This is a genomic window from Nostoc sp. GT001 (genome assembly GCF_030382115.1).
GTDB lineage: Bacteria > Cyanobacteriota > Cyanobacteriia > Cyanobacteriales > Nostocaceae > Nostoc.
In genome coordinates, this window is record NZ_JAUDRJ010000003.1 from 4,636,827 (window position 1) to 4,657,356 (window position 20,530).

At 42.0% G+C, this 20,530-nt stretch carries 19 protein-coding genes and 1 pseudogene; 10 read left to right on the forward strand and 10 right to left on the reverse strand.

Features of this window, described 5'->3' with window-relative positions:
• Positions 1-102 precede the first annotated feature (102 nt).
• The gene (treZ, locus tag QUD05_RS22550) at positions 103-1,950 is read right to left on the reverse strand and encodes a malto-oligosyltrehalose trehalohydrolase (RefSeq protein WP_289800051.1); all 1,848 of its coding nucleotides are present in this window, start codon (positions 1,948-1,950) and stop codon (positions 103-105) included.
• 770 nt (positions 1,951-2,720) lie between these two features.
• Between treZ and QUD05_RS22555 the strand changes: the two genes are divergently transcribed.
• Both QUD05_RS22555 and QUD05_RS22560 read left to right on the forward strand, forming a co-directional pair.
• Entirely contained in the window at positions 2,721-3,386 is a 666-nt protein-coding gene (locus tag QUD05_RS22555) for a hypothetical protein (RefSeq protein ID WP_289798027.1), read from the forward strand.
• The gene (locus tag QUD05_RS22560; protein ID WP_289798028.1) at positions 3,326-3,871 is read left to right on the forward strand and encodes a hypothetical protein; all 546 of its coding nucleotides are present in this window, start codon (positions 3,326-3,328) and stop codon (positions 3,869-3,871) included. Before QUD05_RS22555 ends, QUD05_RS22560 begins: the two co-directional genes overlap by 61 nt.
• A gap of 148 nt (positions 3,872-4,019) precedes the next feature.
• On the opposite strand, the gene QUD05_RS22565 is transcribed toward QUD05_RS22560, so the two are convergent.
• The 3 genes from QUD05_RS22565 to QUD05_RS22575 form a co-directional block, all read right to left on the reverse strand.
• A complete protein-coding gene (locus tag QUD05_RS22565) occupies positions 4,020-4,424 on the reverse strand; it encodes a thiol-disulfide oxidoreductase DCC family protein (RefSeq protein WP_289798029.1) in 405 nt (134 codons plus the stop codon).
• 132 nt (positions 4,425-4,556) lie between these two features.
• A complete protein-coding gene (locus QUD05_RS22570) occupies positions 4,557-5,162 on the reverse strand; it encodes a Uma2 family endonuclease (RefSeq protein WP_289798031.1) in 606 nt (201 codons plus the stop codon).
• A gap of 100 nt (positions 5,163-5,262) precedes the next feature.
• Positions 5,263-5,499 (reverse strand): hypothetical protein, encoded by a 237-nt coding sequence (locus tag QUD05_RS22575; protein ID WP_289798032.1) that lies wholly within the window; start codon positions 5,497-5,499, stop codon positions 5,263-5,265.
• 72 nt (positions 5,500-5,571) lie between these two features.
• On the opposite strand from QUD05_RS22575, the gene QUD05_RS22580 reads away from it, so the two are divergent.
• The 5 genes from QUD05_RS22580 to QUD05_RS22600 all read left to right on the forward strand — a co-directional run bounded on the left by QUD05_RS22580 (position 5,572) and on the right by QUD05_RS22600 (position 10,250).
• Entirely contained in the window at positions 5,572-6,624 is a 1,053-nt protein-coding gene (locus QUD05_RS22580) for an aldo/keto reductase (protein ID WP_289798033.1), read from the forward strand.
• 114 nt (positions 6,625-6,738) lie between these two features.
• On the forward strand, positions 6,739-7,317 hold the full coding sequence (gene dps, locus QUD05_RS22585; RefSeq protein ID WP_289798034.1) for a DNA starvation/stationary phase protection protein Dps: 579 nt from the start codon (positions 6,739-6,741) through the stop codon (positions 7,315-7,317).
• A gap of 345 nt (positions 7,318-7,662) precedes the next feature.
• Entirely contained in the window at positions 7,663-8,379 is a 717-nt protein-coding gene (locus QUD05_RS22590) for a pirin family protein (protein ID WP_289798035.1), read from the forward strand.
• Between the two features lie 307 nt (positions 8,380-8,686).
• Positions 8,687-9,373: a P-loop NTPase family protein gene (locus QUD05_RS22595; protein WP_289798036.1), complete on the forward strand. Its 687-nt coding sequence runs from the start codon at positions 8,687-8,689 to the stop codon at positions 9,371-9,373.
• Between the two features lie 154 nt (positions 9,374-9,527).
• Positions 9,528-10,250, forward strand: coding sequence for a class I SAM-dependent methyltransferase (locus QUD05_RS22600; protein ID WP_289800052.1), 723 nt, complete (start codon positions 9,528-9,530; stop codon positions 10,248-10,250).
• A gap of 8 nt (positions 10,251-10,258) precedes the next feature.
• Here the strand turns inward: QUD05_RS22600 and QUD05_RS22605 are convergent, their stop codons facing one another.
• From QUD05_RS22605 to QUD05_RS22615, 3 genes are all read right to left on the reverse strand, one after another.
• Positions 10,259-10,816: a YidH family protein gene (locus tag QUD05_RS22605; RefSeq protein WP_322638384.1), complete on the reverse strand. Its 558-nt coding sequence runs from the start codon at positions 10,814-10,816 to the stop codon at positions 10,259-10,261.
• 238 nt (positions 10,817-11,054) lie between these two features.
• Positions 11,055-11,717: a hypothetical protein gene (locus QUD05_RS22610; RefSeq protein ID WP_289798038.1), complete on the reverse strand. Its 663-nt coding sequence runs from the start codon at positions 11,715-11,717 to the stop codon at positions 11,055-11,057.
• A gap of 79 nt (positions 11,718-11,796) precedes the next feature.
• Positions 11,797-12,507, reverse strand: a complete 711-nt coding sequence (locus QUD05_RS22615) for a cadmium resistance transporter (protein ID WP_289798039.1) — start codon at positions 12,505-12,507, stop codon at positions 11,797-11,799.
• A gap of 203 nt (positions 12,508-12,710) precedes the next feature.
• Between QUD05_RS22615 and QUD05_RS22620 the strand changes: the two are divergent.
• Positions 12,711-13,763: pseudogene (locus QUD05_RS22620) on the forward strand (LysR substrate-binding domain-containing protein).
• A 279-nt stretch (positions 13,764-14,042) separates the two neighbouring features.
• On the opposite strand, the gene QUD05_RS22625 reads toward QUD05_RS22620, so the two are convergent.
• The 3 genes from QUD05_RS22625 to QUD05_RS22635 form a co-directional block, all read right to left on the reverse strand.
• Entirely contained in the window at positions 14,043-14,411 is a 369-nt protein-coding gene (locus QUD05_RS22625; RefSeq protein WP_289798040.1) for a pentapeptide repeat-containing protein, read from the reverse strand.
• Positions 14,401-14,715, reverse strand: a complete 315-nt coding sequence (locus QUD05_RS22630; protein ID WP_289798041.1) for a hypothetical protein — start codon at positions 14,713-14,715, stop codon at positions 14,401-14,403. The genes QUD05_RS22625 and QUD05_RS22630 overlap by 11 nt, the downstream gene beginning before the upstream one ends.
• 153 nt (positions 14,716-14,868) lie before the next feature.
• A complete protein-coding gene (locus QUD05_RS22635; protein WP_289798042.1) occupies positions 14,869-15,399 on the reverse strand; it encodes a PM0630 family protein in 531 nt (176 codons plus the stop codon).
• Between the two features lie 338 nt (positions 15,400-15,737).
• Here QUD05_RS22635 and QUD05_RS22640 point away from each other — a divergent pair, with 338 nt between their 5' ends.
• Together QUD05_RS22640 and QUD05_RS22645 are read left to right on the forward strand one after the other, a co-directional pair.
• Positions 15,738-19,328, forward strand: a complete 3,591-nt coding sequence (locus tag QUD05_RS22640) for a WD40 domain-containing protein (RefSeq protein ID WP_289798043.1) — start codon at positions 15,738-15,740, stop codon at positions 19,326-19,328.
• Between the two features lie 223 nt (positions 19,329-19,551).
• Entirely contained in the window at positions 19,552-20,529 is a 978-nt protein-coding gene (locus QUD05_RS22645; RefSeq protein WP_289798045.1) for an ABC transporter substrate-binding protein, read from the forward strand.
• Position 20,530 lies beyond the last annotated feature (1 nt).

Here is a 20,530-nt window from a genome sequence, read left to right on the forward strand (position 1 = left end):
AGTCTTTTAGCTCGAACGTTGAGGCTTTTTGCTCGGAAGTTGAGGCTTTTAGCTTGAAACTTGAGGTTATGAAGCTGAAACTTTAAGTTCTAACTCTCCCTCTTATCCTTTTTCATAGAGTACTAGACTAGTAGGTTGCAATTTCACTTCTTGACCCACAGACAGATGTTCAGCAGCTTCAGAACCATGCCCAGACCATGAGGTATCAGCAGAGTCTAACAATTTATTAGCATTTTGCTCAAACGGCAGAGCCACTGTCACNNNCGACGAATTGAAATTCATCACAAATATTAGTTCACTCGATTCGCACCAACGCCGCACGATCACCACTTCTTTCTCTTCATCGCTACTCGCTTGGATGAAATTGCGGTCTTGATTTAAAAGGGCTGGATGTGTCTTCCGTAAATTAATTAACTGACGATACCAATCCCAGAGAACTTTGTGCTTTCCTTGATTGCGTAATTCCCAATTAAGTTTAGACTTGAGAAAAGTTTCTGTCGATTCTGGATCTGGGGGATCATCTGCATAGTGAAATGCTTCAAACTCTTGTTTGCGCCCGGCTCGAACTGCTTGAATCAAATCGGGATCGGAGTGACTGACAAAGTAAATGAAGGGTGCAGTTTCGCCGTATTCTTCTCCCATAAATAACAGGGGTAAGTTGGGCGATAGCAGCATAGCGCCAGCAGCTAACTTTAATCCTTCAAAAGAGATCCGCTGAGTGAGGCGTTCTCCTTTCATTTGATTGCCGATTTGATCGTGATTCTGAATGCAGACTGTAAACTGTGACAAAGGGCGATCGCGGCAAGATACGCCATGAAATCGTTTGCGATCGGGCGAGTATTTCCAATCGTAGACAAAAGTATCGCTATAAGCTTTTGCTAAATCAGCACATTTCCCAAAATCTTGATAATATCCTTGGCGATCGCCTGTCAACAGTGTGTGCAATGCGTGGTGAAAATCATCACTCCACTGAGCATCAAGACTATATCCACCCAATTCTGCTGGACGAATTATTTGCGGATTATTCAAGTCACTTTCAGCAATTAGATGGCGTTTCCATCTTTGCCCTTGTTGTGAGAAATGATGAACTGCTTCCGCCAATTCCCATAAAAAATGCTTCGCCCCCAAGTCATAAATTGCTTGAATGGCATCCAACCGCAATGCATCAATGTGGAATTCGCCCAACCAGTAAAGTGCATTTTCGATAAAATAATTTCGCACACCCTGACTATGGGCGTCATCGAAATTCAGCGCTTCGCCCCACGGCGTTTTATAGGTTTTAGTAAAGTAGGGCGCGAACTGACTCATATAGTTGCCTTCTGGCCCAAAGTGGTTGTACACCACATCCAGCACAACGGCGATATTATTTTGATGGCAAGCATTTACCAGTTGCTTGAGTTCGGCTGGACTACCGTAGGAATTTTGGACAGCATAAGGATAAACGCCATCATACCCCCAGTTGCGATATGTCAGAGCAGCTTCAACATGAGTGTCTCCCGGAAACTGGGAGATGGGCATGATTTCAATGGCGTTAATTCCCAGTTCCCGCAGTTCTGGTAAACGGGGAATGATGGCGGTGAAAGTTCCTTCCGGGGTGAATGTCCCAACATGAACTTCATAGAAAATCATCGACTCCACAGGAATCCCAGTCCACCCTTCATCAGTCCACTCAAAAGAAGGATCGACAATTTGCGACGGCCCATGTACCCCTTCCGGTTGATACTGCGATGCCGGATCGGCAAAGTTGTCTTGGCCATTCAAGACATACCGATAAAGCGTCCCCGGATACACATCGTTGACTTTCGTGTGCCAGTATCCCTCAGACTGAGGCTTGAGCGGAATTAACTGCTCTTCTGGCGTCAAAATTTTTACTGTGACGCTATCTAATAGCGGAGACCAAACTGTAAATTCACACTCTCCGTTGCCCAAGTAGTTAGCACCTATTTTCACGCAGTATCCTCCCATCAGTTCCAGTTTGTTGTGCCGAATTGCGGCGCGATGGCGTACCCGCCCTTTCCGGTGGCGATGGCGTACCCGCCCACCGGAGGTGATCGCAAATGTCATTAATTGCACAATGTTTACAAACACGCCAGATAGCATAATGGTTCGTCTACCAGACTTTTTGCTAGCATCTGGAGGCGGATTTTTGACCAGAATAAATTCAGTCTAATGACAAATATTAGTTGTGAGTGGTTTCCCTTGTTTACAAGGTGGTCACATAATTTCAATAAAAATACTGTATTTTTAATAGAATCAAATTTAATCTCATTAAGGCTTGTTTATTGACAAATAAATATTTAAGCGTAGGTGTAACCCTTTGTAAACATCGCTTTGAGCCTTGGAAACTAAACCAAACGAGAAATGCTCATTTTTTTGTTGGTCTTAAACGTTGGTTGCGATCAAAAGTAATTTAGATGTGTTTGCTCTGAAAACACGGATTAAGCAGGGATAGCAGTGCGATTGTGAAATATTTCTCAAAAATCAGCATATCTGCTTGATTATAGAAATTGCTTTTTCTAGTTCCAATCAACTATTGTTAAAAGGCGTGAGTAATGCAGCGTATAAACTGTAACGCTCAAAAATCTTTGTAACTCAATAGCTAGTTTTGTATAAAATTTTTTGTTGCCTAAAACTAAGAACTAGATAACGATATTCCTGTTTTAGTAAACATATATCATCGCTGAATAGTATTTAATTACTTGTTGCATAGGAGGTTTCTGATGAAACGGTATCTCATTTTTGATTCCTACTGTTCTAGTTGTAGCTCACTTGCTCATACTATCGAAAAAGTAGCTGAGGGAAAGTTAAAGACTCTTAGCATAGCGTCTGAAGAAGCTAAGGGAATACTAGAACAGGTATTTCCAAATGGTTGGGAACACCAGCCCTATTTTGTGACTGTTAAGCAAGATAAAGTCTCAGTGTCAACGGGTTATAAAATGGCTTTGCAACTCGGAATGCTATTGGGTTTCAAAAAAGGGTGGCAAGTATATAACCTAGCTAAACGATATGGAGTGAAAATTCCATCTGGAAGGCAAAAATTTTCTTCTGGCAAACGAAAATTTTTAAGGAACGCCGGAATATTTGCTGGCACTCTGTTTTGTGTGGGTTCTGGATTTCCAAACTTCAAAGCACTTATTGCACAAGGAATAAACAAGGATGAATCTGAATCTAATTTATCTATTCTAGAACCAGAAGAAGCTAAACGCTTTCATCGAGTAGTTACCGGATTCAATGAGTATAAGATTTTTAAAACACAATTAAAATCAGGCTTTGTGGAAGGAAAAACAATTGCCATTAGAAAAAAAGCGGTGAAATACTTGTCTCTATGCCAATTACTTACCCAGGTAAATCACAAGAAAATGCTTCTGCTTTCACCCAAATTATAGACAAAAATCAAAATGTTTTAGAATCAACTGCTTTTAGCTTTGAAGAGACTCTTAGCGGTGTCCAGGGTCGCTTTTGGCATAACGGTAAGTTGATGGCAAATATTACCGTTAACGATCAAGGAACGGTGACTTATGCCTGGGTATTCGATGAAAAATTGGCTGGAACTGATCTGATCGGTAAAAACTTCGTTGCACAAGGTGAGAAAGCTGTTAACGAATTTATAGAACAACTAAGTTACCAAAACTCGAAACAGGGTAAAACTAATTCTTTCTTAGACTCCAGCAAAGCCAATGCATCACCAATTGTATGCCTTAATAATTGCTTCTCAAATCTGGGATTACCCGCGGCTGTAGTTGCGCTAATCGGCGTTGCATGTGCTGTCGCTTGTACTGCTACTTTTGGCGTTGGATGTGCCCCCTGCCTTGCACTACTTATTGGTGGGAATGTCGGTTTAATAGCATTTTGTGTAGACCAGTGCTTTTAAAATAGTGTAGGTATAACGTTGAAAACATTTCTGAAGTAAATCTTAAGCACTTAGTGGTTAATTGCAGGCATTTGACTGGATGGAAGATGAGAGCCGCTTTTGACTTGCATTTCCAGCCAGAGGCTGGAAATGAGATTTTAAAGCTACCCTACAGCTTGCAGCTACCATCAACACAGTATGCCGATTGATATGTATTAGAACGCTTACCAAATATGGTGTAGCGGTTATCGCGGATTTGTTCGTAAAAGCGATCGCCTGCCCATTTCATCCCCGGTAATGCTCGATAAGCGTCTACAAATATACTTCCTGCTGGCAATAACCGCCCAATTTCTTCTGCTGCATTACTACCTTGCCAACGTCTTTGAGGTTCATTGCCATCAATTAAAATCATCCCCTGTTCGCAATCTTGGGCTGTAATTCCCCACTGTAAAAGTGTCTGCTCATCTTGCATGGGAGCGTAGCGAAATAACTTTCCTTGGTCTAAGGTTTCTAGCGATCGCACTAAGGTAACGCAGAGATTACAATTCCCGTCGTAGATTACGTAGTAATTCATAAAAATAATTGAGTTGTTAGATGTGTATAAATACAACTTTGGTATTCTAGCTTAGAAAACTGTAGTGAATCGCTGGATTTAGATCCCCGACTTCTTTAAGAAGTCGGGGATCTGGGCGCAAAATTTTATTTTTCAAATATACATAATGTCATCTAGCTTAAGTTGTAAATTTGGCAAGACATCAGAAGAAATAGTATCTCCTAAACGATATTGTTGTTGCTGGTACACACCGTTAACTAACTGACAAACGGTAAAGGTTGGTTGTTTAGGATTGCCGATAAATTGCAAACCACCCAAGCCCCGAAAATCCACAATCCAATATTCTGGGATGTTAAGAAAAGCGTATTCTTCCACCTTTCTGGCATAATCGTCTTGCCAATTAGTACTCACAACCTCAGCAACAAGCTTAATAGTACTGCCGTTACAAATAATCGGTTCTTTTTGCCAAAGCGGTTCTTTACTAAGTTCGGCTTTATCTAAAACAATTACATCAGGACGCAGTGCTGTCGCTTCAGCAGCAGGTGGTTTTATCAGACAAGTTTTTGGAACTAGCCAGTTGAAATTAGAATTAAAAATTTCGACATAGATTCTACCTGCAATACTACCTGCAATAGCTTCGTGTGGCCCTGTAGGTTCCATGTCTCTTAATTGCCCGTCGATTAATTCGTAGCGTGTATTGTCACCATATTGGGCGAGAAATTCCTCAAAGGTGAGTAGCTTGGGCGAGGTATAGGTCATTATGTCTTGTTTTGACTTGACGTAGGCTTATTGTAACGAAGGTATTATCAAGCAAAACTACCATGAGGTGGCGAATTAATTGCGTAGGCATCGCTCTTGTCTAACTCAACCAGTGCGAAGTAAAACGAGGCTGTATTAACATAGCAGGTCGATGTATTAACATAGCAGGTCGATGTATTGGCATAGCAGGTCGATGTATTAACATAACAGGTTGATGTATTGGCATAGCAGGTCGATGCATTGGCATAGCAGGTCGATGTATTAACATAACAGGTTGATGTATTGGCATAGCAGGTCGATGTATTAACATAACAGGTCGATGTATTAAGTCAAACATCACACCCAGTTTCCAGTTATCATGCCTTTGGAATGGTATTTGCTTAGTTTTTTCATTAATGAGAAAATATTCATGAGATATAAACTCTTGGGCAAAAGCGGGTTAAGAGTCTCTGAACTCTCCTTGGGAAGCATGACCTTTGGTGAAGATTGGGGTTGGGGTGCATCTGTTGACGAAAGTCGGAAAATCTTTGACACGTATGCAGAAGCAGGGGGAAATTTCATTGACACCGCTAACGGTTATACCGATGGTAGCAGTGAAAAAATTGTCGGTGAGTTGATCGCACAAGAACGAGAACGCTTTGTAGTTGCGACAAAATATTCCTTTCCCTTGCGGATGAATGACAAAAAGGGCGACCCTAATGCCAGTGGAAACCATCGCAAGAATTTAATTCAGTCTTTGGAAGGTAGTTTGAAACGGCTGAATACCGATTACATTGATTTATTCTGGTTGCACGCTTGGGATTTTACAACACCGATTGAAGAAGTATTGCGATCGCTTGATGATGTAGTGCGTCAAGGTAAAGTACTTTATATCGGCATTTCTGATACACCCGCTTGGATCGTTTCTCAAGCAAATACCATTGCCCAGTTCCAAGGATGGACGCAGTTTGTCGCCCTGCAAATTGAGTATAGTTTAATTCAGCGGACACCAGAACGGGACTTGCTACCGATGGCAAAAGCCTTTGATTTAGCAGTAACCCCGTGGTCGCCTTTGGGTGGTGGTGTGCTGACAGGTAAGTATAATCAGCCTCTTCAAGCAGGTGATGAACAAGGACGATTCGCAAATGCAGCGTTAGGAAGTATTTCAGAACGGAATTTAGCAATCGCCCAAGTTGTTAGTCAAGTTGCGGCAGAAATTGGCCATACACCTTCACAGGTAGCATTAGCTTGGTTACGCGCTCAAAGTGGTGTGATTATTCCGATTGTCGGCGCACGTAAGTTAACGCAGTTTCAAGATAACTTAGCTTCAATAAAAGTCAGCCTCTCACCAGAACATCTGCAACGCTTAGATGAAGTGAGTCAAATTGAAGTGGGTTTTCCCCATGACTTTTTGCAGAATGATGTAATTCGCGATCGCCTTTTCGGTGGTACATTCAATACCATAGAAAACCATCGTATCTGACCAATAGTCATAAACAGTAACACATTCAGCCATTAATATAATCTGTCGTCAGAGAGTTTCGCACAGCCAACCAAAATCTGTAAAGTTAGATGCAAAAGGCATTAACGTAGAACTATGAGCGACAACACCATTACATCACGTTTGTACCCCACTCGTATTGACATTCCCGCTGAAGCGCGAGTGCAAATCGTGGTACTTCTCAACCAAACCTTAGCAGCTACTTTGGATCTAAAAACCCAAACAAAGCAAGCACACTGGAATGTTAAAGGTACTGACTTCTACCAGTTACACGAATTATTTGATGAACTAGCTGGAGAATTGGAAGAGTACGTCGATATGGTAGCTGAACGCGTCACAGCTTTAGGCGGATACGCTTTCGGAACAGCCCGCGCCGCAGCTAGTAATTCCATTTTGCCAGAATATCCCTTAGATATTTTGGATGGTAAAGACCATGTAACAGCGTTGTCAGACCGCTTTGGAATCTATGCTAAACATATTAGAGAAGCGATCGCTAAAACTGATGAATTAGGCGATGCTGATACCGCCGATCTTTACACCGAAGTTTCTCGCACCATTGACAAACGACTCTGGTTCTTAGAAGCTCATCTGCAAGTAGCAGAAATTAAAGCAGAGAATGGCAATGGCAAAGCAGGTACTACTAAAACTCAAAAGACCCCTGCTGCTGTAAAATAAGCACTTTTGAGAAAAGTCGTCTTTCTTAAATCTAATAGTATCTTTTTAGTAAGTACGCCACTTTTAAGTGCGTACTTTTCATTTATATGTATATACTTTACTATTGAAATAGTTCAAAACGAAGTCAAAAAATTTCAAATATCTTCTACAAGTTCTCCATAAAAATCAATACTTAAACTTGAAGAAGTTATTAGATTACTGAAAAAGTATGCTAATTCCATTTTGATTTCAAACTCTGCCAATTTTAGATTTTTCCTGCAATCCAAAAAACCTCTGCTATCTAAAATCTAAAATCCAAACTTGAGTGCTTTCTAACTAAATACTCATTAACAAAGAGGTAAATTTATGTCTCAAAATACAATTACCCACTTAATTCACGATCGCAATTCTCGTGGTCACGCTAAAATGGGCTGGCTCGATAGTTATCACACATTTTCCTTCGGTAGTTTTTACGATCCCAACCGCATGGGATTTCGCTCTTTGCGGGTAATTAACGACGATCGCATCGCCCCCGGCGCCGGATTCCCTACCCACAGCCATCGTGACATGGAAATCCTCACCTATGTCTTAGAAGGTGCTGTAGAGCATAAAGACAGCTTGGGTACAGGTTCAGTAATTCGCCCTGGTGATGCCCAAATTATGAGTGCTGGAACTGGAATCAGCCATAGTGAATTTAATCCCTCACCAACTGAACCACTACACCTGCTACAAATCTGGATTCTTCCCGAACGAGAAGGGTTAGCACCGAGATATGAACAAAAAGCTTTTCCTCTAGAAGAAAAGCGCGGCAAACTCCGCTTAATTGCTGCTAGAGATGGGCGCGATGGTGCTGTGACAATTTACCAAGATGTTGATTTATACACATCTGTTTTAGAGTCAGGTGATGTTGTTAATCATCAAGTCAAAAGCGATCGCTATGCCTGGTTACAAGTAGCGCAAGGCATAGTCAACTTAAATGGTGAAGAACTCAGAGCCAGTGATGGTGTACAAATCAACGGCGAAGAACAGCTAGAAATTAGCACCAACATCGGCGGCGAAATCTTGCTTTTCGATTTAGGCTAATATTGCAGCTAAAAGGGCGCTTAAAAACCGCGTCTAAATAAACAAAACCTGCGGAAGCAGGTTATAACAAGGGGCTTAAGCCCCTTGTTTTGTCTTAGTCCGCGCAGATGGTCACTGAGCCTGCCGAAGTGCGGACTTTGCCTGTGTAAAATGAGACTGTTGGAAAACTATATCCAAATCACGGTTATACTTTCTCATAAAACCACCAAAATATTTGGGGGCAATGGCCAAAAAGTTCTTAGCTTGGGAAAGATATATCAGACTTTAATAACTATTAGAGGTGGCTGTAATGCCGACGATTCATTTTGTGGATGGTGAAAAAGGCGGGGTAGGAAAATCTCTCTTTGCCAGGACAATGATTCAGTATTGTTTGGATAAGAGAATTCCATTTGTACCCGTGGAGACAGATAGATCGAATCCAGATGTAGCAGGGGTATATAAGGAGATATGTAAATATGCTGTGTTTAGTGAGAATGAACGACAGGCAAATAAGGCAGATAGAATATTTGAGTGGGCGATAGAGAAACCAGTAATTGTGAATTTAGCCGCACAATCCCATAGAGCAGTACAAGGGTGGATTGAATCTAATCAATTACTTGAACTAGGAAGTTCGCAGGGAGTTCTGTTTTGCAAATGGTTTGTATCGACAGGAGGATACGACAGCATCAACCTGTTTGCTCAATCAGTGAATACTTACGGTGATAAAATCCCTCATATTCTGGTGAGGAATTTAGGGCTGTGTGATGATTGGGAGCATCTAGAGTCAGACTCAAACTATCAGAACATAGTAAATAAATATCAGATAAAAGTTATAGATTTTCCGAAGTTAGCATACAGAGAAAGAAACATCATTGACCAAAATCGCCTAACTTTTGCAGAGGCTAGAGAGTATAAAGAATTTGGAATAATTGGGAAACAGAGAATAGTGAATTTTTTGAAGCTTGCTTATGGTGCTTTTGAGAAAGTAGGTATCTGGTATGAAAAAGTTGAGTAGTAGTCATTTGTCATTGGTCATTTGTCATTAGTACCAATGACCAATGACAAATCTTAGCAGGAGATTGGATGGGGGTGCGATGGCGTACCCGCCTGACGTTGGCGATCGCTTGGCGAATTTGACTACAATTCTTAGAAAGAGTAGCAAAAATCTAATGTCTAAAAAGTCCGATTCTCAGTTTCAAAATCTCTTTAGTTCACCCAAATCAAGCAACTGGGACGAAAGATTAGCCCAAATCGCCTATCGCTTTAACCGAGAATATCAACGTGAAACCTTTGAACTTCCAGCAGAAGTACAGGCGATGCCAATATTTGCCGAGTGGATTGCTGGAAGTTTCTCAGGGAGAATTGCTTCCCCTTTTTGGGAAATTGCTAAACCTCAAAAAAACCAACACTGTATAGATATTGGCTGTGGGATCAGCTTTTTAATCTATCCTTGGCGGGATTGGCAAGCATTTTTTCATGGGCAAGAAATTAGTAATGTGGCACGCGATACCCTGAATTCTCGTGGGCCACAGTTGAATTCTAAGCTGTTCAAAGGGGTTGAGTTGGGAGCAGCCCATCAGTTAAACTATCCACCAGAGCAATTTGACTTAGCGATCGCCACAGGATTCAGCTGCTATTTTCCACTCGAATACTGGAATGCTGTACTAGCAGAAGTCAAGCGGGTGTTAAAGCCAGGTGGACATTTTGTGTTTGACGTTCTCAACCCAGAACAGCCTTTAGCAGAAGATTGGGCAGTTCTAGAAACCTATTTGGGAGCTGAAGTGTTTTTAGAGCCTTTGGCTAAGTGGGAAAAAACGATTAAGGCGGCTGGTGCTAAAATAATGACGCAGAAATCAGGGGAATTATTCGAGTTGTATAAGGTGCGATTTTAAAAATACTATTACTCAGGGATAAGTGGACTTAATGGATCTAAAGAAGTTGTAAAAACAAAATAGATTACCCCAGTTCCAAGAATCATCACAGCGAGACTGAACAGCAACACCCAACGGTCTGTTGGTTCATAAGTATCTTCTTCAATATCACGACGAACAGCAAAATAGTGTGACGTTGAAAGCCACACTGTAATTAAACCCACCAGCGAGAAGACTAAACCTAACTTCCAGCCGTTGCCAGGACGCGGTACTAAAGGTACATGGAAGGCACGCAAACGTACAATAACAACACCAAAGCCTAAAAGAGCGATCCCTGTTCGCATCCAAGCAAGGTAGGTACGCTCATTTGCCAAGTGATCTCGGATTCTGGACGGATTCAGTCGTCCTGGCTTTTTTTTATCTTTATCTTCTTCTGTAGGTTTCAATTTTAACTGCATCAATAATACCCTTATCCCCAAAGCGGCTCTGATCAAAAAAATGCGGAGGTAGTAGGAAATCTCTTTCCAGATTACTTGCACCCAGCGCAATAGTTGCGCTACTGAAATATACTTGTTGTGATTGTACATTTTTTTCAAATTCAAAATTTATTTTAATGCAGATATGTAAATAAAACAAGCCTGACAGAATAATTCGTAATTCGTAATTGATGATATAGAGCAAGTGTAAGTAATAAGGTGTCGTTAAAAAAACAGCCAAGATCGGAGAGGTTTTTCATCAGTGCTTATCCTGTTTATCCTCTGATTTTGGCTGTTACCCTATTTAAATTTAGAAAACTCATTCAAAAATAGACTATGGACTTCTATTTCAAGACTGATTGCTAGGCGCATTAGGAACTCGTGTATCTATGAGAGCCTGTGATATATCTGGGATAAACCAGTTAGCCTCTTTGCTGTTAAGAACTTTCACAGTCGGAACATTCAATTCAATCGCAGCAGTATCTGGATTCTTCTTAATCACCAACTGAGTTCCATCAAGTATCTTGAGAGCAACCGGGCCTGTCAATTCTTGACCTTGCCCATTAGGGCTAGAAGTAAAATTTTCTACTTTGGCATCATTCGCTAGATAGATGCCATCACAATCCCAGTTCTTTTTAGTAGACTGACCATTAGCGAGAAAATACAAACCATTTTCGTATACGGCATCTTCATTGTCTTCATCATTTGGTCTTTTGCCGTAAACTGCTATGGTATTACCTGTTTGGTTATTACATTGACCCCAGTTAATTCCCGTCTCTAAAGCATATTTTTGCAGTGTTAATTCCTCGGTTCTCTTTTTAATTTCTTCTGGTGTAAGACTTTCAACTTGAGTTTGGGTATCTTTGGTCTGAGAGAGTTCGTTAAGAGCTTTAATGACTTCGATATAGTCAGGGTTTTTGCTAAATTTTGGTCTATCAGCAAAAGAAGGTTGAGCAAAAGCGAAATTAGCGACAATCATTAAGACAATTAGCAGAGATTTCCAGATTTTCATGTTTTGATTCCTGTTGATAAGTAAGATATTTTGCAGTTGGGAATTGATTTTGGTGACAAAATTCATCATGCACTTCATTTTAGACAATTAATTTTTCTTGTTCTTCACTCGATGGCTGAGTATTGAAACCTAAAATTAATGAGAATATATAACTAGAAACTACAGATAGAAGAGTCCAAATGACATTTTCTGTAACAATAAATACACCCAAACCAATCAATATACAAGGGACAAAAGTATTACCATTTTCAGTTAAAAAGGTTGCGATCGCAGGCAAGTAGGTTAACTTGTAAGCGGTATAACACCATACACCTACTAGGGTAAAGAATACACTTATAATCACCAGCAGACTGTCTAATTCTGAGTTGGCAAACAGGGGCACATAGACGCTGATATTATCACTGCCATTAGCAAAGGCGATCGCAGCGACATTGCAAGTTTGCCCAGAGAGAAAACTCTTAACGATAGAGGGACAAGACGGCTCGGTTTCTTCTTCAGCTTCCTCTGGTGAATCCTCTTCGCGTTTTAGTAAACTGCTCATACCAATGATTATTGGCATTAAACCAAGTAGTCTAATCCAGTCCTCTGGTATAAACAGTCCACCAAAGAAACCGGGAAGGCTAGCAAAGATCAATGCCGCAAAGCCGAGATACTGACCAGCAAGGATGTGACGATTGCGGAACGTTTTACTTATTTGCGAAAAAAGTAACGTCAGAATGACAATATCATCGATGTTGGTAGCAGTGAATGCGGTAATCCCTGTGGTAATCGCAGTTGCTAAATCGCTCATTTATGGATGTCCTTATTTTCATGCTTGGGCATTTGGCATTTCCCTCTGCTCTCTACTTCGGAGCGTTTAAGTCCGTGCCGAAGCTTTGATTTACACTTTAGTCAAACTAACCGATAGAATCAAATGCTTTTATTTGTCAAAATGATAAATGAAAGTGATTAAAATTTTGACATCAAGTCTTAGGGATACGATAAATGGCAGGAATGACGCTTGAGCAGCTAAAAATATTTTTGGCTGTGGCGCACAACTTACACTTTACTCGCGCAGCAGAGGAGCTTTATATTACACAACCTGCCGTCAGTGCAGCGATTCACAACTTAGAGCAAGAATACGGAGTGAAACTATTCCATCGGATTGGTCGCCATATTGAGATTGCTGAAGCGGGTAAATTACTGCAAGTGGAAGCGCAGAAAATTCTCGATCAAGTTTCCTTAACAGAAAGGGGATTGCGAGAATTGAACAATCTGCAACGGGGAGTGAATTGAAATTAGGGTCGCAAGTCTGACTGCTATTGGTAACTATTGGCTACCAAGTAAAATTAGTGAGTTTAAGAGCCAATATCCTGAGTATCCAGATTGACTGTACTCTTGCCAATGCAGAAACGATTTGTGTCGGTACAGCGATGGGACAGTTTGATTTAGGTTTGGTGGAAGGAGATGTGAAGCCAGCACTTCAGAATACTTTAGACTATGAAATGGTGGGGAGCGATCGCTTGCAAATTGTAGTTGGTCAAAAACACCCTTGGTTTGAGTGGGGAGAAATTGATTTAAGCCAACTAACTCAAACTCCGTGGGTGATGCGGGTGCGGGAATCTGGTACACAACAAAGATTTGAGGAAGCGTTGCAAAATTGGGGGATAAACCTCAGCGACCTGAATGTAATTTTAGTGTTCACCAGTGGTGAGATGGCAAAAGCCGCGATTGAAAATGGCGTAGGTGCAACTGGAATTTCTGAGTTGATGGTAAAAAAGAAATCCAGTTAGGGACTCTGCGGGCAATTAGAGTTATTGATAACCGAGAAGGCAAGGGTACGATGCCTACGTCGGTCACTGAGCCTGTCCTGAGCGTAGCCGTTGGCGCAGCCTCTCGTAGAGAAGGGCGCAGCCGAAGTGCAGACTACGCCTACGCAGAAATAGTTCGACCTTTTTCAAAATCAAGCATCGTCAGCGTTTTCAAACTGCTCTTTCCAAAGTCTTTGAACAAATGTTGATATCGTCTGTGTTGGATGGTTCACATCAACATTTATCAGTTATTTAAAGGAGATTGGGGATTGGGCACAACCCTGATTTCTCACCACACCTCTTAAAGCCTACGCAAGTGCCGGGGAGAAGTAATGAGTAAGAAGTAATGAGTAAGAAGTAAGAAGTTTTTACTCATTACTCATTACTCATTACTCATTACTCATTACTCATTACTCATTACTCATTACTCATTACTCATTACTCATTACTTCTCCTCTGCTCCATCAAACGCCTTGAGCTTGTGAGAAATGCGGGACAAGAGGCAGAGGGGAAAAACTTACTGCTCCCCTGCTCCCTACACCTTCCGCATATTTCTACTGATGGGGTCAAAACCTCTAGAAAAGCGCGTACTTTCATCATAGTAAGCGCCAGTTAGATTAGCTCCATACAACTTGGCATAGTTGAGTTTTGCTCCTCGAAGATTTGCTTCATTGAGATTGGCACCACTCAAATTAGCTCTGGTCAAATTCGCTTTGGCTAAATTAGTACTACTCAAATCTGCTCCCCAGAGTTTAGCTTTAGCTAAGTTAACTCCACTCAAGTCAGATCCCCATAAATTAATTCCAGAGCAATCGGCTCCAATCAGCTTGTCCCCACTCAAGTTGACGGCTGGAAAATATCTTTCTCCTGCGGCAAAACGCCTTTTTAATTCTTCAGCATTCATGCGTCGCGTTCACCTTCTTTAGCAATACAGAAGTTATTTGTTTCCATTCTTGGCTTAGTTCTCCTGAAAATACTGGCTGACCACTGCGTTGATACCAGAAATGGGCATTTTTCAAATCGCCTTCTTTGCGGTGCAGATAAGCATGAACCCAAGCACTGTCAGCATCACTGGCATTTGCAACTATTTCATGAGCCTTGCTCCAATCACCTTTGTTGTCATACCACATTGCTTGCAGCCCTTTTGGTAGTGTCTGAGGACATGGGCGCTGCTTTTCGATCAATCGCAGGAATTCCTCTGTATTCACGATCGCCACCCAACAAGAATTAAACTTCTATTTCTAAGATACTCCTCAGTTTTAGGGGAGCAGGGGAGCAAGAAAGAAGTTACAGTCAGTTTTTCTCCTCTGCACCTCTGCCCCTCTGCCCCTCTGCTCCCCTGCCTCTTGTGCCCTTCATTTCTACTTAACTGGAATAACTTCAAACTGGAAAGTACCGATCAAACGGTTATCAATATAGACTTCTATTCTATGCTTACCAACGGGATCGCCAGCGGCGATTGTCCAAAAATTCTCAATTACACCTTCTGGAGCCGATTGTGTGCGACGTGTTACAGATGTCTTGCCGTCTGCTGATATTGAGAAATCTTCACCATTATCTGTACCCCAAGTTTCTGGAGGTTTTGGTAAATACAAGACTTCACGCCATTTCACTTCACCTTGGTAGTTTTTGAGTTTAATCCGCCACCCGTAAGTATTTCCTTCCTGAAGTGGCACTCTTGTTGTCTGAAAAATGGTAACGTTTCCTTTGGAGTCAACTCTCTTCAGACCAAACTCGGTGTTACTGACAGTAATCTGTTTTGCATTCGTTGGCGCCGGAGATGATATGGCGTTTTCTACCAAAACAGAAGTAGCGTTGATTGGCTTAGAACCGATGACCCCAGATATTAGCCAAAAAGCAGCTAGCACAGCAGTAGTAGTCCAAATTCTCATTAGTATGGTTTTCCTATCAGACTTTTGGTACTTATTCAAGTAATCTGCCATGTTTTCCGGGTCAAGGTTAGCGATGGTTAGACAAAGACGAAATTGCTTTGATAAATTTGGCGGATTTAATCAACCCACTGACTTTGGTTAACATAACCTTGTTCCCAGTCTGAAGACTGGGAACGAATTCCAAGAGGCTCTGCCTCTGGTCAAGAAAGAGGAGGTTGGTAATTACTCTACAAGACACTTCGCAACGGGATAGTGTCGCATGGATATAGTATTCTAAATCCTGAATTCTGAATTCTGACTCCTTCTTTATCTCTTCCTTTTCTAATCACACTTTGCACATGAGATACCAAGTTGGCGGTAGCCTCCACAGTGACGATCCTACTTATGTTGTGCGTCAAGCAGACGAAAAACTTTATAACAGTCTGAAAAGTGGTGATTTTTGCTACGTTTTCAACTCTCGCCAAATGGGTAAATCATCCCTACTACAGCGAATAAGTCGTCGTCTCAAGTCAGAAGGCTATAAATGTGTTTACTTAGACGTGACGCAATTGGGTAGCGAGGATACCACATCAGCACAATGGTATAAAGGAATCATTGTCAGCATATTCTACGGGTTAAATCTGGCGGAACACGTCAACTTTAAGCAATGGTGGAATATGCAAACAGGTCTGTCTCCTGTACAAAAATTACACCAGTTTGTTGAAGAAGTATTGCTGCCAAATGTCAAGAGCGATTGTGAAGGCGGCGGCGAAGCTAAAGGCATTTTCATTTTAATTGACGAAATTGATAGTTTGCTGAGTTTGAATTTTCCAGTCAATGACTTTTTTGCCTGGATTCGTCATTGCTACAATCAGCAGGCACACGATCCGAATTTTCAACGCCTGGGATTTGCATTGTTTGGAGTCGCCAGTCCATCTGATTTAATTGCTGACAAACGCCGAACACCTTTTAACATTGGGACAGCTATAGAGTTATACGGCTTTCGATTGCATGAAGCTAACCCATTGCTAAACGGGTTACAGGGAGCAATCAGTCAACCAGAAGTCGTGCTGCAAGAGGTGATCTATTGGACAGGGGGACAACCATTTTTAACTCAAAAACTTTGTCAATTAGTTCTCCAAACTGCCTTAAATACATCAGAGCGGAAAATTATCCTATCCCCAAAAACTGAGGCGTATTGGGTAGAAGCATTGGTGCGATCGCACATTATCCAACATTGGCAATCACAAGATGAACCCGAACACCTCCGCACGATTCGCGATCGCCTACTTTTCAACCAACAACAAGCCGGACGGTTATTAAGTCTTTATCAGCAGGTATTGCAAGCAGAGAAAATAGAGGACGCAAAGAATAAAAATACTAGCGACTCTTGGTATCCTCTACCTCCAATATCTCCCGTGCCTACCGATGATAGTCGAGAACAGACGGAGCTTTTACTATCGGGATTGGTCGAGAAACACAACGGCTATCTCAGAATTAAAAATCCCATCTACCGCAGTATTTTTAATGCTGAATGGGTGTTAAAGCAGTTAGACAATCTGCGCCCTTATTCACAGCCATTCAATGCTTGGGTAGCATCGGGCTTTCAAGATGAGTCACGTCTACTGCGGGGTAATGCCTTACAAGAGATTTTGGACTGGACTCAGCGTAAAAGTCTCAGCGATTTGGACTATCGATTTTTAGCAGCCAGCCAAGAATTGGAACGTCGGGAAGTCCAGCAAAAAATGGAAGTAGAACGCCTCAAAGAAATTGAAGCGCGATTAGCAAGCGAACAAAAGAGCGCCCTCCTTCAGCGACGACTCCTATTAGGAGTAAGTTTGGCCCTACTAGCAGTTATTGTTTTGGGGTTCACAACACTCTACGCCGATCGACAAGCATCACTGAGTGAGGTACGGGCGATCGCAGCTGCTTCCAATGGGAGTTTTAATTCCAATCAACGCTTAGATGCACTGGTACAAGCAATCCAAGCCAGAGAGAAATTTCAACGGCTCGATCTGCAAAATTTGGCAGATGCCAATGCCCTGGATCTCCAAACTCGCAAAGTATTACAACAAGCTGTCTACGGTGCTGATGAATTCAATCGCCTGTCAGGACATCAAGGGATTGTCTTAGGCGTTGATTTTAGCACTGATGGTCAGTGGATTGTCTCATCTAGCATCGATCGCACAGTCAAGCTATGGAAGCGAGATGGAACACTGGTGAGAACGCTACCACACACTGCAACCATACAAAGCGTCCGCTTCAGCCCCGATAGTCGCCGGTTAGTCGCTGCCGGCATTGATGGCACTATCCGTCTTTGGACAATCGATGGTAAATTGTCAACCATTTTTAAAGGACATAAATCTGCGGTGTGGCGAGTTGCCTTTAGCCCAGATGGACAAACGATCGCTTCTGCCAGTGGCGATTTTAGCGTCAAGCTTTGGCAACTAGATGGCACTTTAATCAGAACTTTTAAACATGAGCGTGCTGTGTGGGGAATTGCTTTCAGCCCCGATGGTCAAACTCTCGCTGCTTCTATGGTAGGCGGCACTAATAAGCTTTGGCGGTTGGATGGAACGCTGCTCAAAACATTCACAGCCGGAAGCGCAACTATTTGGAGTGTTGCTTTTAGCCCTGATGGACAAACTTTAATATCTGGCAGTGCAGATAAGATGGTGCGACTGTGGAATCGAGAAGGCAATCTCCTGAGAACTTTTAAAGGGCATACTGCTGAAGTATTTGGTGTAGCCTTTAGCCCTGATGGGCAGACTATTGCTTCCGGCGGTTCTGATAAAACCGTTAAACTTTGGCGAATAGATGGTACTTTATTAAGAACTTTGCAGGGGCATACCTCAAATATTCAAACCATCGCCTTCAGTCCCGATGGAGAAACTCTCGCCTCTGCCAGTCACGACAACACCATCAAACTCTGGAGAGTCAACTCACCTTTAGTAAAGCTACTCAATGGCCATCAAGAAATGGTCTGGCGGGTGGCATTTAGCCCTGATGGGCAACGGCTAGCTTCCGTTGCTGGCAAAGAAGTCAAACTCTGGAGACGCGATGGTTCTCTCGCCAAAACCATTGTTGAAGAAGATTCTCGAATGCTTAGTCTCGACTTTAGCCCCGATGGCCGAACTTTAGCGATCGTTGGTTCTAAGGGTATTGTGAGACTGTGGCAACTAGACAGCAATCAGCGAACCATTCTGGAAGGCCCAGGTATCGGTCTTTTGGGTGTTAGCTACAGTCCCGATGGCAATCGGCTAGTGGCAGTAGGTTTTGATTACAAGTTGAGACTCTGGCAACGCGACTCCAATGGACAGTTCCAACTCCAGCAAATTATCCAGGCGCATACAGGCCGAATTTGGGACATTGTTTATAGTCCAGATGGACAGTTTATCGCCTCTGCTAGTGCTGATGGCACTGTCAAACTGTGGACTTCAGAAAATAGCGAACGCCTGTTAGAAAAACCCGATCGCACCTTAGAAGGACATAAGAGTGAAGTCTTTGGGGTTGCCATTAGCCCGAATAGTCAATTGATTGCCTCTACAGGTGGAGATGGTCGTCTGCGACTTTGGAAACGTGATAGCACTCTGGTGAGGATCTTTGATGGTAAAAGTATTGGCTTAACGAGGGTAGCATTCAGTCCAGATGGTCAAATGTTAGCAGCCGCAGGTTTTGACAATACGATCAAAGTCTGGAAAATTGATGGCACTTTACTCGTCACCCTGAATGGACATACTTCTAATGTCAGCAGTGTTGCTTTTAGCCCCGATGGCAAAACCCTCGCCTCTGGCGGAGATGACCAACTTGTGATTATGTGGGATTTAGAACAAATTCTCCATCTCAACCTACTGAAATACAGTTGTGATTGGGTGCGGGATTATTTAAAGACTAATATAACAGTGGAAAAGAGCGATCGCTCTCTTTGCAATTACAGGCTTTTTCATTGATTTGAACCATAATACCTTGTTGGGGCGGCTGCAAAACAATACCTGTGAATTAAATTCTTAAGCCGCTCTTGCGGTCGGAATTTATCAATTTTGAAGCAATTCCAACAGCCAAAACTCCTTGAATACAATTACTGACGAAATTTACACGGCAATTTAAATTTGAACAATTAGTTTGTTTAGCGGAATCTTTGATTAACAATAATTAAAAAACATCAAAAATTCTATGCTTAAACTACTCAGATACATTAGCATTTTTCTCATTACCGTCTGTTTACTACTTGCTTGTAATACTTCAGCACCAACTGAAGTAAAACGCCCTCCATTGAAAGTGGCATTTGCATCTTTTGTTGGAGAGCTTCCAGGCATCATTGCCCAAGAAAAAGGATTCTTCAAAGCCCAAGGGGTAGATGTGGAACTAATTCATCAACAATACGCCCAATTGGTACAAGCAAACTTCAATGCGGGTAAGTATGATGGGATTACATCGTCCTTGGGAAATTTTATAACATTGAGTGCCACAAATCCAGATATACAAGGCGCGATCGTTATAGATGAATCAATAGGAGCAGATGTGGTAGTTGCCCAATCAAAAATTAAAACCGTTGCTGATTTAAAAGGGAAAAAGCTGGGTGCAAATCTAGGTGGTTTTAGCGAAGTTTTCGTGACTGAAATGTTGAAAACTGCCAATTTAACCAGTGATGATGTGAACTTGGTTCAATTAGAGGCTTTAGAAATTCCTCAACGCCTGAAGAATAATACGATTCAAGCCGGACACACTTGGGAACCCTATCTCTCCGAAGTGATGAAATTAGGGGGAAATATCCTATTTACTAGCAAGCAAACCCCTGGGTTGATTTTAGATTTAATTATCTTTCGCGGTGAGACAATCCGCGATCGCCCCGAAGACATTCGGGCATTTGTGCGAGGATGGCTGCAAGCCTCGAACTACTGGGAAGCAAATGTTGAGGAGGGAAAAGCGATCGTCAGCAAAGCGTTAAAAATTCCGATCGATACTCTCTCACTGGAGGGAATAGACCTAACTGATTTAAGTGAAAATCAAAAATATTTTCAATCTAGCAACCCTAACTCCATTTACAAAACTGCGAATATATATGCAGACTTTTTTATTCGTTCTGGAAACATTACACGTATTCCTGAGATAAAAAGTTTGTTCAATTCTTCCTTCTTGAATCCCCTCTAGT

Excerpts from the sequence above, each read along its gene's own strand:
- QUD05_RS22555 (WP_289798027.1), top strand. The coding sequence starts at position 2,721 with ATGAAACGGTATCTCATTTTTGATTCCTACTGTTCTAGTTGTAGCTCA.
- QUD05_RS22565 (WP_289798029.1), bottom strand. The coding sequence starts at position 4,424 with ATGAATTACTACGTAATCTACGACGGGAATTGTAATCTCTGCGTTACC.
- dps (WP_289798034.1), top strand. The coding sequence starts at position 6,739 with ATGAGCGACAACACCATTACATCACGTTTGTACCCCACTCGTATTGAC.
- QUD05_RS22600 (WP_289800052.1), top strand. The coding sequence starts at position 9,528 with ATGTCTAAAAAGTCCGATTCTCAGTTTCAAAATCTCTTTAGTTCACCC.
- QUD05_RS22640 (WP_289798043.1), top strand. The coding sequence starts at position 15,738 with ATGAGATACCAAGTTGGCGGTAGCCTCCACAGTGACGATCCTACTTAT.
- QUD05_RS22605 (WP_322638384.1), bottom strand. The coding sequence starts at position 10,816 with ATGTACAATCACAACAAGTATATTTCAGTAGCGCAACTATTGCGCTGG.
- QUD05_RS22635 (WP_289798042.1), bottom strand. The coding sequence starts at position 15,399 with ATGAGAATTTGGACTACTACTGCTGTGCTAGCTGCTTTTTGGCTAATA.
- QUD05_RS22580 (WP_289798033.1), top strand. The coding sequence starts at position 5,572 with ATGAGATATAAACTCTTGGGCAAAAGCGGGTTAAGAGTCTCTGAACTC.
- QUD05_RS22560 (WP_289798028.1), top strand. The coding sequence starts at position 3,326 with ATGCCAATTACTTACCCAGGTAAATCACAAGAAAATGCTTCTGCTTTC.
- QUD05_RS22615 (WP_289798039.1), bottom strand. The coding sequence starts at position 12,507 with ATGAGCGATTTAGCAACTGCGATTACCACAGGGATTACCGCATTCACT.
- QUD05_RS22590 (WP_289798035.1), top strand. The coding sequence starts at position 7,663 with ATGTCTCAAAATACAATTACCCACTTAATTCACGATCGCAATTCTCGT.
- QUD05_RS22575 (WP_289798032.1), bottom strand. The coding sequence starts at position 5,499 with ATGTTTGACTTAATACATCGACCTGTTATGTTAATACATCGACCTGCT.
- QUD05_RS22610 (WP_289798038.1), bottom strand. The coding sequence starts at position 11,717 with ATGAAAATCTGGAAATCTCTGCTAATTGTCTTAATGATTGTCGCTAAT.
- QUD05_RS22570 (WP_289798031.1), bottom strand. The coding sequence starts at position 5,162 with ATGACCTATACCTCGCCCAAGCTACTCACCTTTGAGGAATTTCTCGCC.
- QUD05_RS22625 (WP_289798040.1), bottom strand. The coding sequence starts at position 14,411 with ATGAATGCTGAAGAATTAAAAAGGCGTTTTGCCGCAGGAGAAAGATAT.
- QUD05_RS22645 (WP_289798045.1), top strand. The coding sequence starts at position 19,552 with ATGCTTAAACTACTCAGATACATTAGCATTTTTCTCATTACCGTCTGT.